This is a genomic window from Mycolicibacterium sp. 624, assembly GCF_040548615.1.
GTDB lineage: Bacteria > Actinomycetota > Actinomycetes > Mycobacteriales > Mycobacteriaceae > Mycobacterium.
Window position 1 is genome coordinate 65132 of record NZ_JBEPRZ010000004.1, and the last position, 24325, is coordinate 89456.

20 protein-coding genes are annotated in these 24325 nt (G+C 65.8%); 13 read left to right on the forward strand and 7 right to left on the reverse strand.

The features are described 5' to 3' along the window. Positions 1-146 precede the first annotated feature (146 nt). Complete coding sequence (locus tag ABIA65_RS16910; RefSeq protein ID WP_354524272.1) at positions 147-1385, forward strand: hypothetical protein; 1239 nt, start codon at positions 147-149, stop codon at positions 1383-1385. Positions 1386-1424: 39 nt separating this feature from the next. Here the strand turns inward: ABIA65_RS16910 and ABIA65_RS16915 are convergent, their stop codons facing one another. Together ABIA65_RS16915 and ABIA65_RS16920 are read right to left on the reverse strand one after the other, a co-directional pair. After that, positions 1425-2423, reverse strand: a complete 999-nt coding sequence (locus tag ABIA65_RS16915) for an ABC transporter permease (protein WP_354524273.1) — start codon at positions 2421-2423, stop codon at positions 1425-1427. Positions 2424-2556: 133 nt separating this feature from the next. Next, positions 2557-3798, reverse strand: a complete 1242-nt coding sequence (locus tag ABIA65_RS16920; RefSeq protein WP_354524629.1) for a helix-turn-helix transcriptional regulator — start codon at positions 3796-3798, stop codon at positions 2557-2559. Between the two features lie 159 nt (positions 3799-3957). Here ABIA65_RS16920 and hxlB point away from each other — a divergent pair, with 159 nt between their 5' ends. Genes hxlB through ABIA65_RS16935 form a run of 3 tightly spaced genes read left to right on the forward strand, consistent with a single transcriptional unit; the run spans position 3958 to position 7584 of the window. Further along, positions 3958-4539, forward strand: a complete 582-nt coding sequence (gene hxlB / locus ABIA65_RS16925) for a 6-phospho-3-hexuloisomerase (RefSeq protein WP_241401346.1) — start codon at positions 3958-3960, stop codon at positions 4537-4539. Between the two features lie 45 nt (positions 4540-4584). Beyond that, the gene (hxlA, locus tag ABIA65_RS16930) at positions 4585-5214 is read left to right on the forward strand and encodes a 3-hexulose-6-phosphate synthase (protein ID WP_354524274.1); all 630 of its coding nucleotides are present in this window, start codon (positions 4585-4587) and stop codon (positions 5212-5214) included. 42 nt (positions 5215-5256) lie between these two features. Continuing rightward, entirely contained in the window at positions 5257-7584 is a 2328-nt protein-coding gene (locus ABIA65_RS16935; protein ID WP_241401344.1) for an ATP-binding protein, read from the forward strand. Between the two features lie 13 nt (positions 7585-7597). Here ABIA65_RS16935 and ABIA65_RS16940 read toward each other — a convergent pair whose 3' ends face one another. From ABIA65_RS16940 to pdhA, 5 genes are read right to left on the reverse strand one after another with little or no spacing between them, the layout of a single operon-like run. Then, positions 7598-8683 carry a Glu/Leu/Phe/Val dehydrogenase dimerization domain-containing protein gene (locus ABIA65_RS16940; protein ID WP_354524275.1) on the reverse strand — a complete coding sequence of 362 codons (1086 nt, stop codon included), beginning with the start codon at positions 8681-8683 and terminating at the stop codon, positions 7598-7600. Positions 8684-8716: 33 nt separating this feature from the next. Continuing rightward, complete coding sequence (lpdA, locus tag ABIA65_RS16945; RefSeq protein ID WP_241401342.1) at positions 8717-10087, reverse strand: dihydrolipoyl dehydrogenase; 1371 nt, start codon at positions 10085-10087, stop codon at positions 8717-8719. Positions 10088-10118: 31 nt separating this feature from the next. Continuing rightward, positions 10119-11330, reverse strand: coding sequence for a dihydrolipoamide acetyltransferase family protein (locus ABIA65_RS16950; RefSeq protein ID WP_241401341.1), 1212 nt, complete (start codon positions 11328-11330; stop codon positions 10119-10121). Positions 11331-11345: 15 nt separating this feature from the next. After that, complete coding sequence (locus tag ABIA65_RS16955; RefSeq protein ID WP_354524630.1) at positions 11346-12305, reverse strand: alpha-ketoacid dehydrogenase subunit beta; 960 nt, start codon at positions 12303-12305, stop codon at positions 11346-11348. Between the two features lie 56 nt (positions 12306-12361). Then, on the reverse strand, positions 12362-13447 hold the full coding sequence (gene pdhA / locus ABIA65_RS16960) for a pyruvate dehydrogenase (acetyl-transferring) E1 component subunit alpha (protein WP_354524276.1): 1086 nt from the start codon (positions 13445-13447) through the stop codon (positions 12362-12364). A gap of 445 nt (positions 13448-13892) precedes the next feature. On the opposite strand from pdhA, the gene ABIA65_RS16965 reads away from it, so the two are divergent. The 9 genes from ABIA65_RS16965 to ABIA65_RS17005 all read left to right on the forward strand — a co-directional run bounded on the left by ABIA65_RS16965 (position 13893) and on the right by ABIA65_RS17005 (position 24319). After that, on the forward strand, positions 13893-14603 hold the full coding sequence (locus tag ABIA65_RS16965; protein ID WP_241405876.1) for an MlaE family ABC transporter permease: 711 nt from the start codon (positions 13893-13895) through the stop codon (positions 14601-14603). Positions 14604-14635: 32 nt separating this feature from the next. Beyond that, entirely contained in the window at positions 14636-15454 is an 819-nt protein-coding gene (locus ABIA65_RS16970) for an ABC transporter permease (protein WP_502919588.1), read from the forward strand. A 2-nt stretch (positions 15455-15456) separates the two neighbouring features. Beyond that, a complete protein-coding gene (locus ABIA65_RS16975; protein ID WP_354524632.1) occupies positions 15457-16785 on the forward strand; it encodes an MCE family protein in 1329 nt (442 codons plus the stop codon). Continuing rightward, positions 16782-17810 (forward strand): MCE family protein, encoded by a 1029-nt coding sequence (locus tag ABIA65_RS16980; RefSeq protein WP_354524277.1) that lies wholly within the window; start codon positions 16782-16784, stop codon positions 17808-17810. The genes ABIA65_RS16975 and ABIA65_RS16980 overlap by 4 nt, the downstream gene beginning before the upstream one ends. Continuing rightward, positions 17807-19051, forward strand: coding sequence for an MCE family protein (locus tag ABIA65_RS16985; RefSeq protein ID WP_354524278.1), 1245 nt, complete (start codon positions 17807-17809; stop codon positions 19049-19051). The genes ABIA65_RS16980 and ABIA65_RS16985 overlap by 4 nt, the downstream gene beginning before the upstream one ends. A 14-nt stretch (positions 19052-19065) precedes the next feature. Beyond that, the gene (locus tag ABIA65_RS16990) at positions 19066-20316 is read left to right on the forward strand and encodes an MCE family protein (protein WP_354524279.1); all 1251 of its coding nucleotides are present in this window, start codon (positions 19066-19068) and stop codon (positions 20314-20316) included. Continuing rightward, complete coding sequence (locus ABIA65_RS16995; RefSeq protein WP_354524280.1) at positions 20313-21443, forward strand: MCE family protein; 1131 nt, start codon at positions 20313-20315, stop codon at positions 21441-21443. Before ABIA65_RS16990 ends, ABIA65_RS16995 begins: the two co-directional genes overlap by 4 nt. Before the next feature lies 1 nt (position 21444). Beyond that, positions 21445-22881, forward strand: coding sequence for an MCE family protein (locus ABIA65_RS17000; RefSeq protein ID WP_354524281.1), 1437 nt, complete (start codon positions 21445-21447; stop codon positions 22879-22881). 196 nt (positions 22882-23077) lie between these two features. Then, on the forward strand, positions 23078-24319 hold the full coding sequence (locus tag ABIA65_RS17005; RefSeq protein ID WP_241401336.1) for a cytochrome P450: 1242 nt from the start codon (positions 23078-23080) through the stop codon (positions 24317-24319). Positions 24320-24325: the final 6 nt, after the last annotated feature.

A 24325-nucleotide genomic window follows, 5' to 3' on the forward strand; every position in this document is an offset into this window, starting at 1 on the left:
ACTCGCGGGGGAAACGAAACGCCTATCGACGGTTCTAAAGCCTTGACTGAAACGTGTTCCATAGATTTGTACCGGCTCTCCTCCTTGGCAATTACTGTTCCGCCGTCGGCCAGACCGCCGACGTCAGCTCGACAGAGGAGACTCCCTTGCAACTCGCCTTGAGGCCGTACGTGACCGCCGGTGTGGCACTGGTCGCCGCCGGTGCCATCGCCGCCACTCCGGTGCTGGCGCCAGCACCGGAGATCCAGTCGCGTATCGAATCCCATGCGGTGGTCCTCACCGCGGCCATCGACAACCCCATCAACGTGTTCCGCCCGGTCGTCGACAAGGTGGGCGCCCTCGTCCAAGGTGCCATCCAAGCTGAACTCGACAACCCGTTCCCGATCATCAATGGTTTGATCGGCAGGGCCGTGATCGACGCGAATGCCCTTGGCGAGATCGCCAACACGATGGGGCAGATCGTCACGACGCTGGCAACCAAATTCCCGGCGGCCCTCGGAACTGCGGCCTACAGGGCGTTCCATGGCGATTTCACCGGTGCGGTCGGCGCGTTCGCTCCGGTGTTCATGGGGCCGTTCTTTCAAACATTCGGGCAGTTCATGAAGCTGCAGACATTCGTCCAGGATCGCTTCGTCCTTGCAGGGAAACTGGCGGGCGCGCTCATGATGTCAGCCTGGGCTCTCGGACCCGGACAGGCGCTGGGGCTGTTCTCCCTCATGAACGCGGCGGCAGGTGGCCTGGATGAACTGTGGAAGGCGGTCCCGTCGGGCGATCTCGGGCGGATCGTCAACGCAATCCAACACGGCGTCGCCAACGTCACAATCGCGGCGCTCAACATGGTCGATTCGTGGCGATGGTCCCTGGACTACGAGCGCACCAGAATCCGCGACATCCTCAACCCGCCGCCGCCCGCCCCCGAGGAGTTGGTGACCTCCGCGGACGTCGCGAATGTGGAGACGCTGGCCCTGCCGGCCGCTGCGGTGTCGTTGACGATGCCCGCACCGGAGTCCTCGACGTCGGCAACCGAGGAGGTCGTCGCACCGGCGTCCTCGACGCCGGTGGCCGAGGAGGTTGTTGCTCCCGTTGAGGTTCCGGCGACCGAGGTGGTTGTCACGCCGGTTGAGGTTCCGGCAACTGACGAGACCGAACTCGACCCGCAGGTCCGGCCCAGCCCGATTGCGGTTCCAGGGGTCACCGGCACGACCACGGAGACGTCGAACCCGCGCAACGCACTCAACAACAGCGTGCGTGACGCGGTCAAGAAGGTCACCGACGGGATCAAGAACGTCACCGCGGGCCTGGGCGGCAAGAAGAAGAGCGAAACATCGAGTGGTTCAACAGGGTCCAGCTCGGAGAGCGGCTCCAACGACCACGACGGAGAGTAGACCCACTCAGACCAGTAGCCCCCTCGCTCGGCGAGGGGGCTACTGCTTCTGGCGGGCTGCGGCGATGACCACCAACAGCGCACCCACCACGGCCCAGCAGGTGAGAACCACGACCGCGCTCGTCGCACCCGCCCCGGAGAAGTAGGCCGTCGAACGCAGTAGGGTCGCGGTCGCACCCTGCGGTAGCAGTTGGCCGAACGCACCCCATCCGGCCGGCAGTAGTTCTGGGGCCCCGGCGATGCCTGAGAGCGGGTTTCCGACCAGTAGTGCGAGCACCGCGCCGACGGCCAGGCCGGCCCGGCCGAACAGCGAGCCAAGGCCCAGGATGGGCAACAACGCGGCCGCGATGCCGAGCGTCAGGCCTGCCGCCACGCCCCAGAAGTTGGTCTCGACCGAGCCCAGTACGTGGGTCAGAGAGGCGGCCACGCTGATGCCCGCGACGGGGGCGAACGCGAAGGCCGCGGCCAGACGGGTCCAGACCTCGCGCCTCAGGGCGAGAACCAGCGCGATCGCGGGCAGGATGGCCGCGAGTGTTATCGGCAGGGCGGTGGCCGCTAGCCCTGCGCCGCGCGGGTCATCGGCGGTCGGCGGCGCGAGATCCTCTGTGCGCAAGGGTATCCCGGTGGCCTGGGCCATACCGCTGCCCAGTTGTCCGAGCATGGCGGCGACGGCAGGGCTGGCGCCGGTGGCGATCAGCAGTGTTGGGCCCTGCTGATCGACGACGATGCCGCCGTATGCGTCGCGATTCAGGATCGCCTCGCGCAGCCCAGCGGCCTCGGAGTAGACGGTGACGGCGAAGGCGCCCGGCGCCGCGCGCCCAACCTGGTCGGTGATCTGGGTGGTCAGCACGGGCGGGCCTGCGACACCGATCGGCACGTCGTGTGGTGCTGATCGGGATGCGGGCAGGGCGAACGCGATCGCCACGATGGCGATCAGTGTGGTCAGGGCGACGACGATGGCGGCGGCCCGCGCGGCGGCGGGAGCTTCGTGGCCGGCCTCGGTGTGAGCGGTGTTCCGCGTTGGCGCGTCGGTGTCCATGACGATCCTTTTCATCGACCGTTGAATTCTGTTCTGAGCGTAAACCCGCAAGCGATACTTTTCAACAGTCATTGAAATATTGTCATCAGCACATGGCCCCACCAGTGCAGACAGCGAAGGGTGGGCCTTGGGGTCAGCGCTGCGCGCTGCCGCGGGGGATGATCCCCGCGCGGATGCCGACTGCGCCCGCCTCGGCGCGATTGGTCAGCTCGAGCTTCCGCAACAAGCTGGCGACGTGAAACTTGACGGTGCTCTCGCTGATTCCGAGGTCCGCGGCAATGGCCTTGTTTCGTCGACCGGCGGCCAGATGTCCGAGCACTTCGTACTCACGCGGATTCAAGGTCGACAGCATTCGCTCATCGGGGTTCCCGGCTGGGGGATCGAGGGGGATGGTGGCCACCACCCGGTTACCCCAGCCGGGAATCGTCTCGATCTCGGCGTGACCGCCCAAGGTGTGTAGTCGCCCGGCGAGCTGGCGTCTCAGCGCGCTGTGGTCGACGTTGCCGGAACTCTGGTCCCGGACTTCGATCGACACGTTCTCGCCGTCGCAGTCCCATGCGATTCGCAACCGGGTGAGGCCTGGACGGGCATTGAAGGCAAGGACGATGGTGCGCACCAAAGCCCGTGCTCCATAAGCGATCTCGCCGGGCAGCGGTCGTCCATCGACCGGTGGCTCGACGAACTCGACGTCGAACTCACCGGGGTGCACGAGGGTGTCGAGTTCGGTTCGTAGTCGGGCGAATGCGGTGGACACCGCCTCCTCGGAGAGATCCCGGTCAGCGGCGCTGGCCGATCGCGCGGCGATCAGGGCGTCCGAGGCGCTCTCAAGGGCGATCAAGCGTGCCCGTCGGTCGTCGAGGTGGTGCGATCGCAGCGTGCTGAGGATCGATGACAGTGTTGCCTCGTGCATCTCGGTGAGCTGCGCCGTCGTGCGGGCGCGCTCACTCGACGCGGCCCGCGACTCGGCGAGGTAGTCGGGACTGGCCTGCGAGACCTGTTGTTGGATGGACGTCGCGACCAGCCCGAACATCGCCGCAACCCGCTCGGCGGTGTCGGGCTCAATCACGTCGGACTGCCGCAACACCAGCACCAGCAATGTGTCACTGACATCGCGGCGTGCCCAGATCCGCCGGTCCGTGCCCGCGATCCTGCGAACATCGGTGACGTGCTGGCCCGGGCAGATGGACTGGCGGAGTTCCTCGAGTTCGGCGATGGTCACCCGGTCGATGACGTCTCGGCTTCCCGACACCTTGCGAGGACGCCCCGTGCACTCATGGGTGAAGATCACCAGCGCGTCGTGGGCGGTGATGTCCTTCAGGAGGCGGGAGAACCGCGCTGCGATGTCCGGCAGCGCACCGGCGATGACATCCCGCATGTCGTTCCACGCGGCCGCGACGGCATGGAGGGTAGGTTCCACGCTCGCCACCCGTTCACCATAGGGCCACCTCCGGATCGTCCGCACTGATCGATCGTCTAGTCAGAACCCGCCAAGCGGCCAGGTGCCAGGCCGAAAGGCCAACGGCACGCTGTGATCATGACCGAGACCGTCGAGCCGCTGCTCGCGCAGTTCAGCGAGGGGCGCCGCATTGTGCTCGACGAGACCCGACGCGTGATGACGTCCCTGGATGAGGAAGCGTGGAACCGCGCGGCAACGCTGATCACCGGAGCGCGATCGGTCTTCGTCATCGGGAACGGCCGCAGTGGTCTCGCCGCTCAGATGGCGGCCATGCGCCTGGTCCATCTGGGCCTGCGCGTGCACGTCGTCGGTGAGAGCACCGCACCGGCGATCGGTGCCGCGGACACCTTGATCGCGGTCTCTGGATCCGGGACCACGCCGTCGGTTGTGCAAGCGGCCGACACCGCACGCGAGCACGGTGCCGACGTCGTCGCCATCACAACGGCGTCGACATCGCCGCTCGCTCGGCGGGCCGATGTCGTCGTGATCCTGCCTGCCGCCGACAAACAGGATCACACCGGTTCGGCCAGTCGACAGTACGCGGGAAGCCTCTTCGAACAAATGGTGCTGTTGGCGTTCGACGCCCAGTTTCACGCGCTGTGGGCCAACACGAACCAGACAGCCGAGCGGCTCTGGGCGCGGCACGCAAATCTCGGCTGAACACCCCTCAAAACACGCAATCAGTTACTCACAGAGGAGCACCGAATGACCAAGCTTCAGGTTGCCATCGATCTGCTCACCACCGCAGATGCGCTGGCACTCACCAACAAGGTCGCCGAGTACGTCGACGTGATTGAGCTGGGCACGCCGTTGATCAAGTGCGCCGGGATGAGCGTCATCAGCGCGATCAAGGCCGCACATCCGGACAAGGAGGTGCTCGCCGATCTCAAGACCGCCGATGCCGGCTTCCTGGAGGCCGACCTCGCCTTCGCCGCGGGGGCCGATCTGGTGACTGTTCTCGGCACCGCAGGCGACCCAACCATCGAGGGCGCTGTCGAGGCTGGCCGAAAGCACGGCAAGCAGGTCGTCGCAGACCTGATCGGTGTCGATCACCGGATTGAGCGTGCCCGTGAGGTCACGAAACTCGGCGTCGCATTCGTCGAACTCCACGCGGGACTCGATGAGCAGGCCCAGCCCGGCTACTCGATCCACACCCTCATCGAGGACGGTAAGACGGCTGGGGTCCCGTTCGCGATCGCCGGCGGGATCACTGCGGACACAATCGCCGCCGTCCGCGCCGCAGGAGCGCACGTCGCCGTCGCGGGCGGTGCCATCTATGGCGCTGCGGATCCGGCGGCGGCTGCGAGGGCCCTCAAAGACGCGCTTGTGAAATAACTTCCGTGGCCGCCGTGGGCGAGCCTCACTAGGATGGCCCAGATGGGCCCCACTGAACCTGATGCTCCGCGCGGCCCTGTGGACGACCTACCAGCGGAGGCGAACCGCTTCGTGGGGCGTTCCCGCGAACTCAAGCAACTGTCGAACCTTCTCACTCGGGCGCGGCTGATCACGCTTATCGGGGCCGGCGGAGCGGGTAAGAGCCGCCTTGCGATTCAGGTTGCGCGTCGAGCGCGCACCTCGTTTCCCGACGGAATCACCTACCTGTCGCTGGCCGACCTACAGGATGGCGAGCTGCTCGGGCAGCTGGTGGCCGGCGCGCTTGGACTGCGCGGTGCGGTTCGTCGGTGGGATGTGGACGCACTGGTCGAGTACCTGGCTGATTCCCATCGACTGCTGGTGTTCGACAACTGCGAGCACATAGTGGGTGCGTGCGCCGAGTTCATCGATGCCCTGTTGAGTGGCTGCCCACAGGTCAGGGTGTTGGCAACCAGTCGGGAGTCGATCGCCGTCGCCGGTGAGAACACGTTCCCCGTCCTGCCTCTCGGGGTGCCTGCGCCGGATTGCCCGCTGGACGCCTTCGCGCAGTACGACGCCGTCGGTCTGTTCGTCGAACGCGCGACCTCGGTGGTGCCGACCTTCGCGCTCAATGAGTCCAACCATCAGGCGGTGGCCGACCTCTGCAGAACGCTCGATGGGTTACCGCTTGCCCTCGAGTTGGCCGCCGTCCGAATGCGCGCGCTATCGCTTGAGCAGATCGTGCAACTCCTGTCGGCCCGGCCGGATCTGCTGGACGGTGGACGCCGCGGCGGCCCCACCCGTCAGCGCACCCTGCGTGCCTCGATGGGCTGGAGCTATGACCTGTGCTCAGCGTCCGAACAGTTGCTGTGGGCACGGCTGTCGGTGTTCTCCGGTGGCGTGGAACTCGATGCGGCGGAGGGCATTTGCTCTGATGAGCTGCTGCCGCGGTCCGACGTCATGCCGCTGCTGTCGTCGTTGGTCGAGAAGTCCATCCTGATCCGCGAGGAGCGCGGCGAACGCGTCCGGTACCGACTGCTGGAGACGGTCCGTCAGTTCGGGCTCACGATCCTGGGGCGGGAAACCGAGGAGGTGACGAAAGGGCGCCGACGGCACCGTGACTGGTACCTGGACATCATCGACAAGACGATGACGGACTGGCGGACGGCAGGCCAGGTCGACCGACTGGGACTGCTTCGGGACGATATCGCGAATCTGCGTGCGGCCCTGGAGTTCTGCGTGCAGCAGCCCGGCGAGTCGACGGCGGGTCTCCGGATGGCGAGTTCGCTGTACCACTATTGGCTGCTCAACGGTCTGCTGGGGGAGGGCAGCTATTGGATAGATCGGCTGCTGGCCGCGGTGGCCGAGTCGGGGCCCGTGCGCATCCGGGGACTCTACGTCGCCGCGTGCCTGGCGACCCTGCGAGGCGAGGTCGATTCCGCCGCGCGCATGCTTGCGGAGGCCTCCGACATGTGCGACCAACACGGTGACGTCGCAGGGCGCGCGTACGTGGTGCAGGCGCAAGGTCTGATGGCCCTGGTCCAGGACGACTCCGACGAGGCAGTGCGGCTGCTGACGGACTCGATGCACAAGTTCGAGGCCGTCGACGACAACACCGGGTCGGCGTTCACCACGGTCCTGTACGGCATCGTCTCGATGCTGCGCGGCGACTCGGACCGCGTGGCCGAGGCGCATGACCGAACTCGCGAGATGACGGTTCCGTATGGGGAGTCGTGGATCTGGTCATTCTCCCTGTGGGTCTCCGGGATGGATTCGTGGAATCGTGGCGAGTTGACGGTCAGCTTCGAGTTGCTCACCGCAGCCCTGCGCCTGAAGCGGCCACTGCAGGATCACCTGGGGATCGCCGAGTGCATCGAGGGCATCGCCTGGGTCACGGCGACGAGCGGCGAGTTGCAGCGTGCCGCAGTCCTGCTGGGTGCGGCGGACAGCATCTGGCACGGCATGGGGATGTCCGCCGAGACGGTGCCGGGGTTCTATCGGCACCGTGAGGAGAGCGCCAAGCTTGCGCGAAAACTGGGCGAGCGGCCGTTCCAGGCCGCACATCGCCAGGGGCGCCAGATGACACTGGACGAGTCGATCGCGTTCGCCTTGGAGGAGTCCGCGCAGAGCCGCGGCTCGGCGGACGCCGCCAGGCCCACAAAGCGGGAACGTGAGATCGCCGAACTCGTCGCTCTCGGCCGGAGCAATCAGGAGGTCGCCGACGAACTGGTGTTGTCCCGCCGCACCGTCGAAGCGCATGTCCAGCACCTCATGGCCAAACTCGGGTTCAACTCACGCAGCCAGGTCGCCGCATGGGTCGCGCATCAGAACGCCGCTCGCGACCTGGCGTGAGTGCGCCCGTGGGTCAGTCGAACTGGTCAGCTCGCGCGTCGGACAGCCGCCCCTCGGCGATGCGGTCGGCGATAGTGCCGGGACCGAGCGACTCGGATCGCGAACGGTCGAGAATCGCCAGGACTGTGCCGTAGATTCCCTCGACCTTGTCGCGCACCCAGCCACTGTCTGCGGAGGCGAGTTCGCCTGCGACCTGGATGAGTCCACCGGAGTTGGCGACGTAATCGGGGACCCACACCACCCCGCGGTCGTGCAGCTGCTGATCGACATCGGGTGTCTGCAACTGATTGTTGGCCCCACCGCAGACGATCGCGGCGCTCAGGTGGGAAACGGAGTCGGCGCTCAGCGTGCCGCCGAGCGCACACGGTGCGTAGACGTCGATCTGCTCGCCGAGGATGTGGTCGGTGAGGGTGACACCGGGCAGCCGCGCGGCGACGTCGGCCAGCGCTGCCGGGTTCACGTCGGCGGCGGTGACATGGGCACCCTCGGCCAGTAGCAGTGCGATCAGCTCCGATCCGACCTTTCCGACGCCCTCCACGCCGACACGGCGCCCTGTCAGCGCCGGCTCACCCCACACGATCGTGGCGGCTGCCCGCATGGCCTGATAGACACCCAGCGCCGTTGTCGGACCGCTGTTACCCGATCCGCCGGACTCTGACGTGCGTCCCACCACGTGCCCGGTCGTCTCCCCGATCACATCGAGGTCGTCGGCGCTGACACCGATATCCCCGGCGGTGATGTACCGGCCACCGAGGGTTTCGATGTATCGGCCGTAAGCCCGCAGCAGCGCAGGGGTTTTCGCCCGCTCGGGATCGCCGACGATGACCGCCTTGCCGCCGCCGAGCGGCACCGCGGCGATGGCCGCCTTATAGGTCATCCCACGCGACAGCCGAAGAACGTCCGTGAGCGCCTCGGTGTGGTTGGCGTAGGGGTAGAACCGAGTACCGCCGAGGGCAGGCCCGTGGGTTGTCGAGTGGATACCGATGATGGCCTGCAGCCCGGTCTCCTGGTCCTCGCAGAAGATCACCTGCTCGTGTGGAAGGCCCGGGATGGCGTCGGGCCGATCGAACACGGCGCTGCTGGTGACGGTCGATGTCATGTGTGTCTCCAAGTGGGGGCGTCGAAGTCGGGATCAGTTGTGGGTGTGCAGGGGCTGGCCAGACAGTGCGAGGTGGGCCTCGCCCATTGCCTCGTTCTGGGTCGGATGTGCGTGGATGAGGCCGCCGACATCCTCGGGATGGGCCCCCCAGCTGACGATCAGCTGCGCTTCGCCGACGAGTTCACCCACCCCCTCACCAACCATGTGTATGCCGACGACGGGGCCGTCGGACACGCGAATCACCTTGATTCCGCCGCCTGTACCGATGATCTGGCTCCTGCCGTTGCCGGCGAAGTCATAGACGACCGTCTCGATGTCGGAATACCGTTCGCGGGCTTGGGTTTCGGTCAATCCGACGGAGGCGACCTCCGGCGCGCAGTACGCGACACGCGGGATCTCGACATCGTCGCGCGCAATGGGGTTTCGGCCGGCGATCGTCTCGGCCACGAAGACACCGTGCCCGAATCCGCGATGCGCGAGTTGCGGGCCTGCGACGATATCGCCGACGGCGTAGACATCGGGGACGGACGTGCGCAGGTGTTCGTCGACCCGGATGAAGCCGCGCTCGTCGATGTCGACACCGCCCTCGGCGAGCCCGATCCCATCGGTGCGGGGACGGCGACCGACAGCCACGAGCAGCAGATCGGCCTGCACGGTCTCGCCGGATTCGACCGTGACGCTGACATCAGCGCCGTTGTCGACCGCTGTGACGAACCGGGTGTCGGTCTTGATCGTTATGCCGCGCTTGCGGAATGCGCGGGTGAGTTGTCTGGAGGACCAGTCATCCTCAGCCGACACCAGGCGGGGCAGCGCCTCGACGATGGTGACGTCGGCACCCAGGGAGGCCCAGATGCTGGCGAACTCAACGCCGATGACACCGCCGCCGAGGATGATGACCCGCCCCGGCAGGTCGGGAAACGTCAGTGCCTCATCGCTGGTGAGGATGCGGCCGCCCACCTCCAGTCCGGGCGGCATGCTGACTCGGGATCCGGTGGCCAGCACCAACTGTGCACCGGTGATGGAGCGGTCACCGACCACGATGGTGGTGCCACCGCCGTAGCGTCCGGTGCCCGTGACGACCTCGACGCCGCGGTGTCGGATGAGCCCCTGCAGACCCTGGAACAGGCGCTCCACGACCTCGCCCTGGTATCGGTGCACGGCGTCGAGGTCGATCTGCCCGAGCGTTGCGCCGATCCCGATGGAGGCCGCGTTCGAGACCGTGTCGGCAACCGCCGCGGCGTGTGTCAGCGCCTTGGTGGGTATGCAACCCCGGTGCAGGCACGTGCCACCGACTTTGTCCTGCTCGATCAGTGTGACGGTCTTGCCGAGCTGCGCGGCGCGCAGGGCGCAGGCGTATCCGCCCGAACCGCCGCCGAGGATCAGGACGTCGGGGTTATCTGTCATATCGTGCTCCTTCGTCTCGCCATGGCACCGGTCAGACCAGCGCGATCAGCGTCATCGGATCGGCCAGGATGTCAGCAACGGCGGCAAGGAATTTCGAGCCCTGTTCACCGTCGACCAGGCGGTGGTCGAAGGCCAGGCTCAACGTCGTGATTGAGCGAAGGGCAATGTCGCCCCGGTGCTCCCACGGGCGTGTTCGAATGGAACCGAAACACAGGATCGCCGCCTCGTCCGGGTTGAGTATCGGTGTGCCCGAGTCGATCCCGAACACCCCGATGTTGGTTATCGTGATGGTTCCCTCGGAAAGTGCGGCGGGTTGCGTCTTGCCGGCCTTGGCCGTGGAGGTGAGTTCGGACAGGGCGACCGCCAGCTCACGCAGGCCCAGGGTGTGGGCATCCTTGATGTTGGGCACCATCAGTCCGCGCGGGGTTGCGGCCGCAATCCCCAGATTCACATAGCGTTTGGTGACGATCTCCTGGGCGTCCTCGTCCCAGAACGTGTTCAGGTCCGGATTGGTTCGCAGTGCGACGAGCAACGCCTTGGCCACGAACGCCAGTGGTGTCAGCCGGACGCCCGAGAAGTGCTCGGTGGCGCGCAGCCGTTCCAGCAGCTCCATGGTCGGCGTCACGTCGACATCGACGAAGATGGTGACGTGCGGAGCGGTGAACGCGCTGCGAACCATCGCCTGGGCGGTGTGCTTACGCACTCCCTTGATCGGGGTCCGATCCTCTTGGCGCGTGAGTGATCCGGTGTCCGGAGTGCGCAGGAATCCCTCGATATCGGCCCGCGTCACCTCGCCTCGCCTGCCGGTCGGCTCGATGTTGGCGAGGTCGATACCGCGCTGTCGCGCGATGAATCGCACCGGCGGTGAGGCCAGCACCCGTCCGGGTCTGGGCACGGCGGCAGTGGCGGGAGTCAGGGACCGCCGGTGACGCCGGGGGCTTTCCTCGGCGACGCCGTAGCCGACCAGAACCGGCACGCGTTCGCCGCCCTCTGCTGGTTCGGGCACCTCGATGTCGATGAACGGGTTGCCGACGTCGATGGTGGCGCCCTCCTCGGCATGCAGTGCGACGACCGTTCCGGCGAACGGCGAAGGCAGTTCCACCATCGCCTTCGCCGTTTCGACCTCGGCGATGATCTGATTCAGTGCGACGGTGTCGCCAACCCGGACGGACCAGGTGAGCAGTTGCGCCTCGGTGAGTCCCTCGCCGAGGTCCGGCAGCAGGAAGGTCTTAACGGTGGGCATGCTGTGGTCCTGTCTTCACGAGCCGAGGGTGGAGTCCACGGCGTCGAGGATGCGGTCGACGTCAGGCAGGTAGTGCGCTTCGAGCTTGGCCGGCGGGTAGGGCAGGCTGAATCCGCCCACCCGGGCCACCGGGGCCTCGAGATGATGGAAACACCGCTCGGTGATCCGGGTGGCGATCTCGGCGCCGATGCCCAGGAACACCGGCGCCTCATGGACGATGACGAGACGCCCTGTGCGCTCGACGGATTCGGCGATGGTGTCGATGTCCAGGGGCGAGATGGAGCGGAGGTCGATCACCTCGAGGCTGATGCCGTCCTGTGCTGCGACCTGCGCCGCCTGCAGTGCAGTCGGGACCAACGGGCCGTAGGTCAGCAACGTGGCGTCGGTTCCGTCGGTGAGCACCCTGGCCCTGTGCAGGGGATAGGCGTCGACGTTGGTCTCGACGGGTCCTTTCTGCCAGTACCGCCGCTTGGGCTCGAAGAACAGCACCGGGTCGTCGGAGGCGATTGCCTGCTGGATCATCGTGTACGCGTCAGAGGCGTTGCTGCAGGTGACCACCCGCAAGCCCGCCGTGGCCGCGAAGTAGCCCTCGGGTGACTCGGAATGGTGCTCGATCGCGCCGATGCCACCGCCGTAGGGGACCCGAATGGTGATGGGCATCTTCACATTCCCGCCGGTCCGGTAGTGCAGTTTGGCGACCTGACAGACGATCTGGTCGAAGGCGGGGTAGATGAAGCCGTCGAACTGGATCTCGCAGACCGGACGGTAGCCCCTGATCGCCAGTCCAATTGCGGTGCCGATGATCCCGGACTCGGCTAGCGGAGTGTCGATCACCCGGTGCGGGCCGAACTCCTCCTGTAGTCCATCGGTTATGCGGAAGACACCACCGAGCTTGCCGATGTCCTCGCCCATCAGCACAACCTTCGGATCACCTTTCAGCGCGCGTTGCAGGCCGGCGTTGATGGCCTTTCCCAGCGGAAGCGCGTCCGGCGCGACGGGCGCGGCCGGTGCGGTCAGTGTGGTTGCGATGCTCACTGCGGGGTTCCCTCCAGCGTGGCGAGGTAGGACGTGAACTGGCGACGCTCGTCGTCGACCAGGGGATGGGGCTCGGCGTAGACGTTGTCGAACATCGACAGCGCGGTGGGTTCGACCGTCTCCAGGCAGCCCCGGCGCAGCGCAGCGGCGGTGTCATCGGCGCGCTGTGTCACCGCGGCGAGGTAGTCGTCGTCGATCGCCCGATGCGCGTCGAGCAGTCTGAAGATCCGATCCAGTGGATCACGTTGTCTCCACAGCTCATCCAGGTCCGCCGGCCGGTATCTGGTGGGATCATCGGAGGTGGTGTGCGGCCCCATCCGGTAGGTGACGGCCTCGATGAGGGTTGGACCGTCTCCCCTGCGAGCGCGTTCGAGTGCGGCCCGTGTCGTGGCCATCACGGCGAGCACGTCGTTGCCGTCGACGCGTACCGCGGGGACGCCGAACCCGGGTCCGCGGTGGGCCAGGGCGGTCGGTGACTGCAGCCGCACCGGTTCGGATATCGCCCACTGATTGTTCTGGCAGAAGAACACCACGGGCGCGGAGAAGCTCGCAGCGAATCCCAGTGCCTCGGAGATGTCGCCCTGGCTCGTCGCGCCGTCGCCGAAGTAGGTGATCGCCGCGCCATCGGCACCGTCAAGCGCAATGCCCATTGCGTATCCGGTGGCGTGCAAGGCCTGCGATCCGACGATGATCGCCGGGGTGGTCATTCGGTAGTCGAACGGATTCCAGCCAGAGTGGGTGGAGCCGCGCCAGAACCTGAGCATGTGTGTGGGGTCGACGCCGCGGCAATAGGCGACACCGTGTTCGCGGTAGCTGGCGAAGACGAAGTCCTCGGCGCCAAGCGCTCGGGCCGAACCGACCTGCGCGGCCTCCTGCCCGAGGCACGGCGCCCACAACGCGAGTTCGCCCTGCCGCTGCAGGGCCGTCGCCTCGGCATCGATGCGCCTGACGACGACGAGGTCCTCATACAGGCGGCGCAGCGCGGCGACGTCGATATCGTCGACGAACGGCGAGAACACCGGATGGCTCTGTCTCTCACCACTTTCGGTGACCAGTTGGACGAACTCATCAGGGTTGAACACGGGATGCCTCCGGGTGACAGACCGCGATCAGCGGATGGCTGGCGGCGTTGAGGCGTCACACAACCAGCGACTCGCAATATGCACAAGTGCTATCCAACATATTGCGCAGTATGCCCAAAGTCGGATATCCGCCAAGTGCGTATTGCATCAATTCGGCGCACATCGCTGCGCGGACATCGCGCTTGTCCCGGCTCCCCGTAACGGCGGAGACGCTGGGTCGAGTGCGTTGCTGGGCACCGCTGTCGCAGCGTCGACACCACGTACCTACGTAGCAAGTCTGCGGTTCATACGGATGCGCAGCTCCGGCGACGCCGACATCCTTGCTGGATCCACCTCACCGGTCGCAGCGACCGGCGACCGCGAGACGTTAGGCGGGTGACGAAACCTCTTGACTGCCGTGCAGACACTGTCCAAACCCGTGCGCTCGACCGGCGAGTTCTTCGCGATGTCGCTGGACACCTTCGTACAGATCTTTCGGGGACCGTTCGCGTGGCGCGAGTATCTGATCCAAACGTGGTTCGTCGCGCGGGTGTCGTTGCTTCCCGCGTTGATGCTCACCATCCCCTACTCCGTGCTGCTGGTCTTCACGCTGAACATCCTCCTGATCGAGTTCGGCGCGGCCGACCTATCCGGCACTGGCGCGGCACTGGGCACGGTGACTCAAATCGGCCCGTTGGCAACGGTTCTCGTCATATCCGGTGCCGGAGCGACAGCAATGTGCGCTGATCTCGGAGCACGCACTATCCGGGAGGAGTTGGACGCGCTGCGGGTCATGGGGATCAACCCGATCCAGGCCCTGGTGGTCCCACGAGTTCTGGCGGCGACCACGGTCGCCACGGTCCTGGCCTCCACGGTGATCCTGGTGGGTCTGGTCGGCGCGTTCTTCTTCTGTGTCTACGTCCAGCACGTCTCGCCCGGCGACTTCGTCGCGGGCTTCACGCTCTTGACGGGTGTGACCGACATCGTCATCGCGCTCATCAAGGGGGCCATCTTCGGGATGGTGGCGGGCCTCATCGCCTGTTACAAGGGCATATCCGTCGGCGGTGGGCCGGCTGGTGTGGGCAACGCGGTCAACGAGACGGTCGTGTTCACGTTCATGGCGCTCTTCGCGATCAACATCATTGTGACCGCCGTCGGTGTGCAGGCCACGCTGTGAGCCAGTTAGCCATCACCGCACCGCGGGCACGAGTGGTCAACCTGATCCGTGGCTGCGGCCGGGGGTGGAATCAGATCGGGCTGCAGGCCGAGTTCTACTTCAGGACACTGCATTCAATCGGTGACGCCGTACTGCACTATCGCAAAGAGGTGCTCCGGCTCATCGCGCAGATGGGACTGGGTGTTGGGGCGCTGGCGATCATCGGCGGCACCGTCGCCATCGTCGGCTTCCTGACGCTGTCCACCGGTGCCGTCATCGCCGTCCAGGGATACAACCAGTTCGCCAACATCGGCGTGGAGGCCCTCACCGGATTCGCGTCCGCCTTCCTCAATGTGCGCATCATCGCGCCCGGGACCACGGCGATCGCGCTGTCAGCCACCATCGGTGCCGGCGCGACCGCACAGTTGGGTGCAATGCGAATCAACGAGGAGATCGACGCGCTCGAGGTCATCGGCATGCGCAGCATCGCCTACCTCGCGTCGACCCGGGTGATCGCCGGGGTCATCGTGGTCATCCCGCTGTACTGTGTCGGCGTCGCAATGTCCTTCACCGCGGCACGGGTTGGCACAACGGCGATCTACGGTCAGTCCACCGGCGTGTACGACCACTACTTCAACACGTTCCTGAACCCCACCGACCTCATCTGGTCGTTCGTTCAGTCGATCACCATGGCCACCGTCATCATGCTCGTCCACACCTACTACGGCTACAACGCGACGGGCGGCCCTGCCGGAGTGGGGGAGGCGGTCGGTCGAGCGGTGCGTGCATCGCTGGTCGTGGCGGCGTTCGTGGTGACGGCGATGTCGCTCGCCGTCTACGGCCAGTCCGGCAACTTCAACCTGGCGGGATGACCATGGACACCAGGCCCGGGCAACACCGCATTCCGCCTGCGCTATGGGCGCTGATCCTAATGGTCACGATCCTGGCCCTGGTGCTGATGACGGCTCTGCTGTTCACCGGGAAGTTCAACTCGGTTGTGCCGGTGACGGTCACCGCGGAACGCTCCGGGCTGGTCATGGAGTCGGGCGCCAAGGTCAGAATGCGCGGCGTCAAGGTTGGTCGCGTCGCCGGTGTCGAGGGCACCGACCCGGTCCGGTTGAAACTGGAACTCCTCCCCGAGATGACGGCTTTCATCCCCGCCAATGTGCAGGCGGAGATACAGGCGACCACGGCGTTCGGCGCGAAGTACGTGGATCTGATCTACCCGGCCGATCCCAGTGCGGATCGGATCGGGGCAGGCGCGGTGGTGGTTTCGCGCAACGTCACTGCCGAGGTGAACACGGTGTTTCAGAACCTCGTTGAGGTCCTTCACCGGGTCGATCCGCCGAAGTTGAACGCCACGTTGACAGCGTTGGCCGAAGGGGTGCGCGGGCAGGGGCAACGCATGGGTGAGGCGACGACGGCAGCCAACTCGGTTCTGCGCGAGCTCAACCCGCGGATGCAGACGGCACAGGAGGACTGGCGTGCCGTGCGGGAGTTCGGTGACACGTACAACGCTGCGGCCGAGGACATCCTGGACGTTCTCGACGCCTCGAGCACTCTGAGCGAGACCGTCACGCGCAATGCCTCGGAGATCGATACGCTGCTGCTCAGCGTCATTGGACTCGCCCAATCCGGGACCAGTCTCATCGGTCCGAATCAGGACAACCTGGTGGATGCGATCAACAGCCTGGAGCCGACCACATCGCTGCTGATGAAGTATGAGCCCAGTTACACGTGCATGCTGTTGGGGGCCAAGTGGTTCCTCGACAACGGCGGGCACGAGCAGGTGGGCGGCAACGGCCGAAGCATCGTGCTTGACAGCGGGCTCAATCTGGGCGATGACCCCTACCGGTATCCCGACAATCTCCCGATCGTCGCCGCCAAGGGCGGGCCGGGTGGACGACCAGGCTGCGGGTCACTGCCCGATGTCTCCAAGCAGTTCCCCGTGCGGCAGTTGATCACCAACACGGGCTGGGGAACGGGCGTGGACTGGCGACCCAACCCGGGTATCGGTCACCCGTGGTTTGCGAACTTCTTCCCCGCCACCAAGGCTGTGCCCGAACCGCCTCGTATTCGCGGTGAGGGTCCGCCGGCGATCGGACCGGTGCCCTACCCGGGTGCGCCACCGTATGAACCCCTGCCGCCGCCACCCGTGACAGTTCCGAGCGTGGCTCCAATCGAGGAGGGCCCACAGCCGTGAAAGCCAACCTGACCGGCATCGTGTGGCGCCTGACCGCGTTCCTGACCGTCTGCGGCGTCGGCGCATTCGTGCTCCTCATCGTGTTCGCGCAGTTGCGGTTCAACGATCAGGCGACCTACCGCGCGGAGTTCGTCAACATCAGCGGACTGGAGAGCGGCAACTTCGTCCGTATCGCCGGAGTCGAGGTGGGCAAGGTGAGGGGCATCTCCGTCAACGTCGAGAATCACGCGGTGGTCGAGTTCTCTGTCGATGACTCGGTTGTGCTCACCGATGGCACGAAAGCGCTTGTGCGGTACGACAATCTGATCGGCGGGCGATACATGGAACTGCAGGAGGGGCCGGGGAGCCTGCAGCGAATCGATGTCGGACAGACGATTCCGGTGACTCGGACGGAGCCTGCGCTGGACCTGGACGCGCTCATCGGTGGGTTTCGCCCGCTGTTTCGCGCGCTCGACCCTGAGGCGATGAACGCGCTGACCGGCCAGCTGATTCAGGCGCTCCAGGGGCAGGGGCCGACCATCGGCTCGCTTCTGGCACACACGGCGTCGTTGACCGACACTATGGCCAACCGGGATGAACTGATCGGTCAGGTCATCGCGAATCTGAACACGGTGCTGGGATCGCTCGGCGAGCACAGTGGCGAGTTCGACAGCGCGGTCGACTCACTGTCGCAACTGGTCGATGGGCTCGCTGCGCGCAAGGTCGACATCAGTGACAGCATCGCCTCCACCAACGCGGCCGCGGCGGGCATCGGGGATCTGCTCATCCGCGCCCGACCGAGTGTCAAGAACTTTGTCGCTCAGGCAGATCGGGTGACGAGCACGGTCCTCGCCGACACGGACTACGTCGATGACCTACTCAACACTCTGCCCGACACCTACCGGGCGCTCAACCGGATGGCGCTGTACGGCGACTACTTCTCGTTCTACCTCTGTGACGCGATCCTGAAACTCAACGGCAAGGGCGGGCAGCCGGTGTATGTGAAGGTGGCTGGCCAGGACACCGGGCGGTGCGCCCCGAAATGAAGTCGTTCTCGGAGCGCAATTCGATGGTCATCGGCGTGATCGGACTGGTCGTGGTGGCCGCCATTGTCGCGAGCGCGCTGCAGTACAAGAAGCTGCCGTTCTTCGCCTCAGGCGTTCGCCACTCCGCCTACTTCGCGGAGGCCAGCGGTCTGCAGACCGGGGCTCCCGTGCAGGTTGCGGGTTACAAGGTCGGTGAGGTGTCGAGCATTGCCCTGGACGGTCCCCGAGTGCTCGTCGAGTTCGACGTCGAGAAGGGCATCCGCTTGGGCGAGCGTACTGAGGCGGCGGTCAAGACCAAGAGCCTCCTCGGCTCGAAGGTCCTGGAGGTGACGCCCCGCGGCGACGGAGAGCTGAGTGGAGCCATCTCGATGGATCGCACGACACCGGCCTACCAACTTCCGGAGGCGCTCGGCGACCTCGCCGACGTGGTGGGCGGATTGGATGTCGATCAACTCAACCAGTCCCTGGCGACCCTGACCGACGCCTTTCGTGACACCCCGCCGGATCTTCGGATCGCCGTCGATGGCGTGGCCCGCTTCTCGCGCACGCTCGGCGAACGCGATGCGCAGCTGCGGAGCCTGTTGGAGAACGCAGAGGCTGCGACCGGAGTGCTCGCCCAGCGCACCGACCAGGTAGTGCGCCTCATATCGCAGACCAACGCCATACTGGCTGCGTTGCGAGTCCAGAGTGCGGCCCTGGACCAGGTGGCCAACAACATCGGTGTCGCGACCCGCCAGATGTCCGGATTCGTCGCAGACAACAAGGCGGAGCTGGGACCTGCGCTGGAGCGGATCAACGGTGTGTTGGCGATCGTCGACAACCACAGGGATCAGATCCAACAGGTCATCCCGATGTTGCACCGGTACGCCATGTCGCTCGGCGACTCGGTGGCCTCAGGCCCGTTCTTCAAGGCATACCTCTCCAACCTGTTGCCCGGCCAGTTCGTGCAACCGTTCATCGACGCGGCATTCTCGGATCTGGGTCTCGACCCGAACGTGCTGGCACCGACCGAGCTTCACGACCCGCAGGTCGGCCAGCCCGGCACACCGGCACTGCCGGTGCCGTATCCGCGTACCGGTCAGGGTGGACCGCCGAATATGACGCTGCCCGAGGCGATCACCGGGAACCCGGGTGACCCCCGCTATCCCTATCGGGAGCCGCTTCCCGCGCCGCCCCCGGGCGGCCCGCCACCGGGCCCCCCGGCTGAACACGGCCCGCACGACATCGGCGGTGCACCGTGATCACGCGTCGCCATATGCGTGTCTCCTTGGCCGTGCTGCTCGCGGTCACCCTGATGGCCGGGTCGGTGGCGGTGATCGGGGCTCTGACCACGAACGCCCGCACGCAGGTCACCGCGTACTTCGACAACAGCAACGGGATCTTTCCCGGCGACGACGTCGTGATGCTCGGCGTGCGGATCGGGAGTGTCGAAACCATTGAGCCGCAGCCGGAACGGTCCAAGATCACGTTCTGGTTCGACCGCAGGCACAAGGTGCCCGCCGAGGCCAACGCGGTCATCCTGTCACCACAGCTGATCACCTCAAGGGCGATCCAGCTCACTCCCGCGTACACCGGTGGTGCCGAGATGACGGACGGCGCGGTCATTCCGCAGAACCGCACCGCGGTACCGGTGGAGTGGGATGACTTCCGGATCCAGCTGGAGAGGCTCAGCGCCAGCCTGCAACCGGGTCCCGACGGTGTCAGCCCGCTTGGCGCGTTCATCGACACCGCGGCCGATAACCTGCGCGGGCGTGGCCAGGACATTCGGGAGGCGGTCATCGAGCTGTCCCGCGTGCTCTCCGCACTCGGCGATCACAGCACCGACATCTTCGGCACGGTCAAGAATCTGGCCGCCCTGGTGTCGGCGCTGCAGTCGAGTACCGAGCTGATGAGGGAGCTCAACGTCAACCTGGCCGCCGCAACGGGACTTCTGGCCGACCAGCCTGACCAGATCGGCGAGGCCGTCGACGGTCTGAACGCCGCAACCCGAGACGTCGCGTCGTTCGTGGCCGAACATCGTGAGGCGCTTGGTGTCTCGTCGGAGAAGCTGGGCTCTGTGGCTCAGGCTCTGGCCGACAGCACCGGCGACATCAAGCAGGTGCTGCACCTGGCGCCGACCACGTTTCAGAACCTCATCAACATCTATGAGCCCACGCATTCAGCGCTCACAGGGGCCTTGGCGCTGAACAACTTCGCCAATCCGATTCAGTTCATCTGCGGCGCGGTCCAGGCCGCGTCACGTATGGGTGCCGAACAGTCGGCGAAACTCTGTGTGCAGTACCTGGCCCCGATCATGAAGAACCGGCAGTTCAACTTCCCGCCGATCGGGTTGAACCCGTTCGTCAACGCGGCGGCCCGACCCAACGAGCTGACCTACAGCGAGGACTGGATGCGCCCCGATCACCGTCCAGTGCCACCGCCACCGCTCGCAGCGGAATCGGTGGCGACGAATCCCGCTGACGGCCTTCCCGGCTTGATGGTGCCGGCACCTGGAGGTGGCTCGTGAGCGGCACACGCGGGTACCTGTGCGCGGTGCTCGCGGTGATCCTCGTGGTGACGACTGGCTGTGACTGGCGGGGACTCAACTCGGTTCGGCTGCCCGGCACGCAGGGCTGGGGCCCCGGATCCTTCGAAGTGCAGGCGCAACTGGCCAACGTCTCGAACATCGCGGAGAACTCCCGGGTACGCGTCGCTGACGTGACGGTGGGAAGTGTCACCGGAATCGCGCGTCAGGGCTGGCACGCTCTCGTCACGATGCGGCTCGACGGCGGTGTCACCCTGCCGGAGAACGTCACGGTGAGGGTCGGCCAAACCAGCCTGCTCGGTTCGCTGCACATCGAGATCGCCCCGCCCGTCGACGAACCGCCACGGGGCGAGCTCCACGAGGGATCGTTGATCCACCTCGACCGCACCGGCGCGTACCCCAGCACCGAACAGACGCTGGCGGCGGCGTCGATGCTCCTCAACGGTGGGGGGCTGGGCCAGGTTCATGACATCACGCGAGCGTTCAGCATCGCCTTCGCCGGCCGGGAACAGGAGCTCCGCGGCCTCATCGAGCAGTTCGACGAGTTCATCGGCCATCTGGACGGACAGAAGGACGATATCCTCGCCGCCACCGAGAGCCTGAACCAGCTCACGGGCCGGTTCGCGGCACGGAAGCCGGTGCTCGACAGGGCGTTACAGACGATTCCGCAAGCTCTCGAGGTACTCAAGGACGATCGCGAGCAGTTGGTCGAGGCCCTGGACCAGTTCGGCGAGTTCAGCGCGCTGGCAGCAGATTCAATCACCAGAACTGAGGAGTCGCTGGTGGCCGAGCTGGCGGATATCGGACCCGTGCTCGCCGCCCTTGCCGATGCCGGTCCCGCGCTCACCCGCTCGCTGTCGCTGTTCTCGACGTTCCCGTGGCCCAAGGAGGGTGTGCTGAAGTGGCTGCGGGGCGATTATGCGAACCTCACCGCGATATTCGACTTGACCCTCAGCCGGCTCGACACATCGCTACTCACCGGCACGCGGTTCGAGGGCGCCCTCACGAGGCTGGAGATGCAATGGGGGCGCACCATCGGTCAGATGCCGAGCCCGGCCACCGCAGGCAATCCACTCATCGTTCCGTACCAAGCCGACCAGGGGCCCTGACATGCACCTGAATCGTCTTGCCAGGATTCAGCTGGCGATCTTCACGGTGCTGGCCGTCGCGTCGGTCGCCCTGATGGCCGGTGGCTACATGAATCTGCCTGCGCAGTTGTTCGGCATCGGTCGGTACACCGTCACCGTCGAACTCCCTCAGGCAGGTGGACTCTACGAGCGCGGCAACGTCACGTATCGCGGAACCGAGGTGGGCCGGGTTGGGGAGGTACGCCTCACCGACAGTGGTGCCGAGGCCGAGCTGGTTCTCGACTCGCAGTTCCGGATTCCCTCGGATGTGGATGCCGAGGTCCACAGTCAGTCGGCCATCGGGGAACTCTATGTCGCTCTGTTGCCACGCGACGGTGCATCTGCACCGCTGCGGGACGGCGATGTGATCCCCGCGTCCCGCGCCTCGGTGCCGCCGAGCATCAACAGCCTGTTGGACGCGACGAACCGTGGTTTGGCCGCGATCCCGCAGGACAACTTGAAGACCGTGATCGACGAGAGTTACACGGCGATAGGCGGGTTGGGGCCGGAGCTGTCCCGGATCGTGAAAGGCAGCACCCAGCTGGCCATCGACGCCCATCGAGAACTCGAACCGATGGTGACATTGATCGAACAGTCCAAACCGGTCCTGGACTCGCAGATTGCGACATCGGGTGCGATTCAATCGTGGGCGGCGAACCTGGCTGCCATCACCGGTGAACTGCGCGATCACAACGACTCCGTCGAGGGTGTCCTGCGCAATGGCGCGGCGACAGCCGACGAGGTCAGGCAGTTGTTCGAGCGCGTTCGCCCCACGCTGCCAGTGCTGCTGGCCAACCTGGTCAGCCTGGAACAGGTGGCGATCGCCTACCAGCCGGCGATCGAGCAGCTTCTGGTGTTGTTGCCGCAGGCCACCGCGATGATGGGGGCGCTAGCCGTCGGCAACCTGCACACCAAACAGGACTATCGGGGCATGTATCTGGACTTCAACCTGAACCTCAACCTGCCGCCGCCCTGCAACACGGGGTATCTGCCCGCGCAGCAGCAGCGGGCACCGGCTCACGAGGACTATCCCGAGCGCACCACGGGGGCGCTGTACTGCCGTGTGCCGCAAGACCATCCGTACCTCGCAGTGCGTGGTGCGAGAAACACTCCCTGCCTGACCGTTCCCGGCAAGCGCGCACCGACCGTGGACATGTGCGAGAGCGACCAGGAGTACGTCCCGCTCAACGACGGGGCCAACTGGAAGGGTGACCCGAACGCCACGCTCTCGGGTCAAGCGGTTCCGCAGATGCCGATCAACCCAGCGCCTGCGCAGCCGCCGCCCCTCGCGGCAGCCACCTACGAACCTGCCACCGGCAGCTACGTCGGCCCCGACGGTCGGGTCTACACCCAGTCGAATCTGGGTCAAGGCGCGACAGGACAGACCTGGCAGGAGATGCTGGTTCCGGCAGGCAGCTGACATCCCGCGCGTCAACGGCGACCACCCGACATCGGGTGGTCGCCGTTGACGTTTCACGGCCGGTACGCAACGTCGACACCCCCTACATACGTAGCGAATCTGCGGACTCTACGGATGCGGGTCGACGCCGTCGCGAGGGACTCTTGACGTAACCCGCATGGGCAGAACGGTTTCAGGCACAGTCGTGGAGGTTTCAGTGGTAAGTGCGGTTGAGGACACCGATGCTGCGGCAATAGTGCGAGATCTGGTTCTCGGCGGTGTCGCCGATCCGTTCCCGCTCTATGAGCAGTTGCGCGAGATCGGTACCGGAGTGCACTGGTCGGACGTGTTGGGCGGGTGGGTGCTCAGTCGCTACGACGACGTCCGCTCCATGGTCTCCCGGCACGAGGCGTTCTCCAGCGACACGTTCTTCGACGGTGCGCCGGGAGTTCATGACCCCGATGACGCAGAGCACCGCCGCTTCATCTCAATCAGCTCTCGCCAGTTCATATTTCAGGATCCTCCCGTGCACACCCGGATCCGCTCCATCTTCCGGCACGCGTTCACCAAGCCGGCGATCAAGCGGTGGCGGTCATCCATGGAGGACGTCGCAGACGAGGTGCTGGACAGATATCGGCCCGGCCAGGTGGTGGACGTCATGCCCCATCTTGCCGCCGACATCCCGGTCGCCGTGATCGCGTCGATTCTCGGTGTGCCCAAGGACAAGTGGGCTCAGCTGCGGGAGTGGTCCGAGGCATACGGCAGAACACTCGACCCGGGTGTGCAGGGCCAGCTTCGTGACCAGTCGATCCGCGTCTCGCTGGAGATGATGGACTACCTCGCGGACCTGGTGGCCCGACGTAGGGCCGACCCCCAGGACGACCTGATCACGCTGATCGCGACCACTGAGGCCGACGGCGGAGAGCTGCTGACCGACGAGGAGATCATCTCCCAGGTCACGCTTCTGCTTGCTGCGGGCAACGACACGACGACGTCGTTGATCGGCAGCGCGATGTCAATCCTGATCGACAACCCGGACGTCAAACACCAGTTGCGGGAGGACCCGTCGCTGATTCCCGTCGCCATCGAGGAGATGCTGCGGTTCGATCCGCCGTTTCACCTCAACTTCCGCAAGGCGGTCCACGACGCCGAGTACGGCGGTCAGCAGATACGAAGCGGTCAGATGTGTTTCCAGGTGATCGCGGGAGCCAACCGCGATCCGCGGCAGTTCTCCGATCCGGGCGTCTTCGACATCACCCGTGATGCCTCCAAACATCTGTCGTTCAGCCACGGCATCCACTTCTGTGTGGGTGCACCGCTGGCTCGCATGGAGGGGCTCGTGGTTCTGGAGAAGATTCTGGAACGCTTCCCCGACTTCACCGGTGGTGACCAACCCGCGGTCCGCCGGGCGAACAACATCCTGGCCCGCGGCTGGCAGAGCCGCCCAGTGACGCTGTAGGGAGCT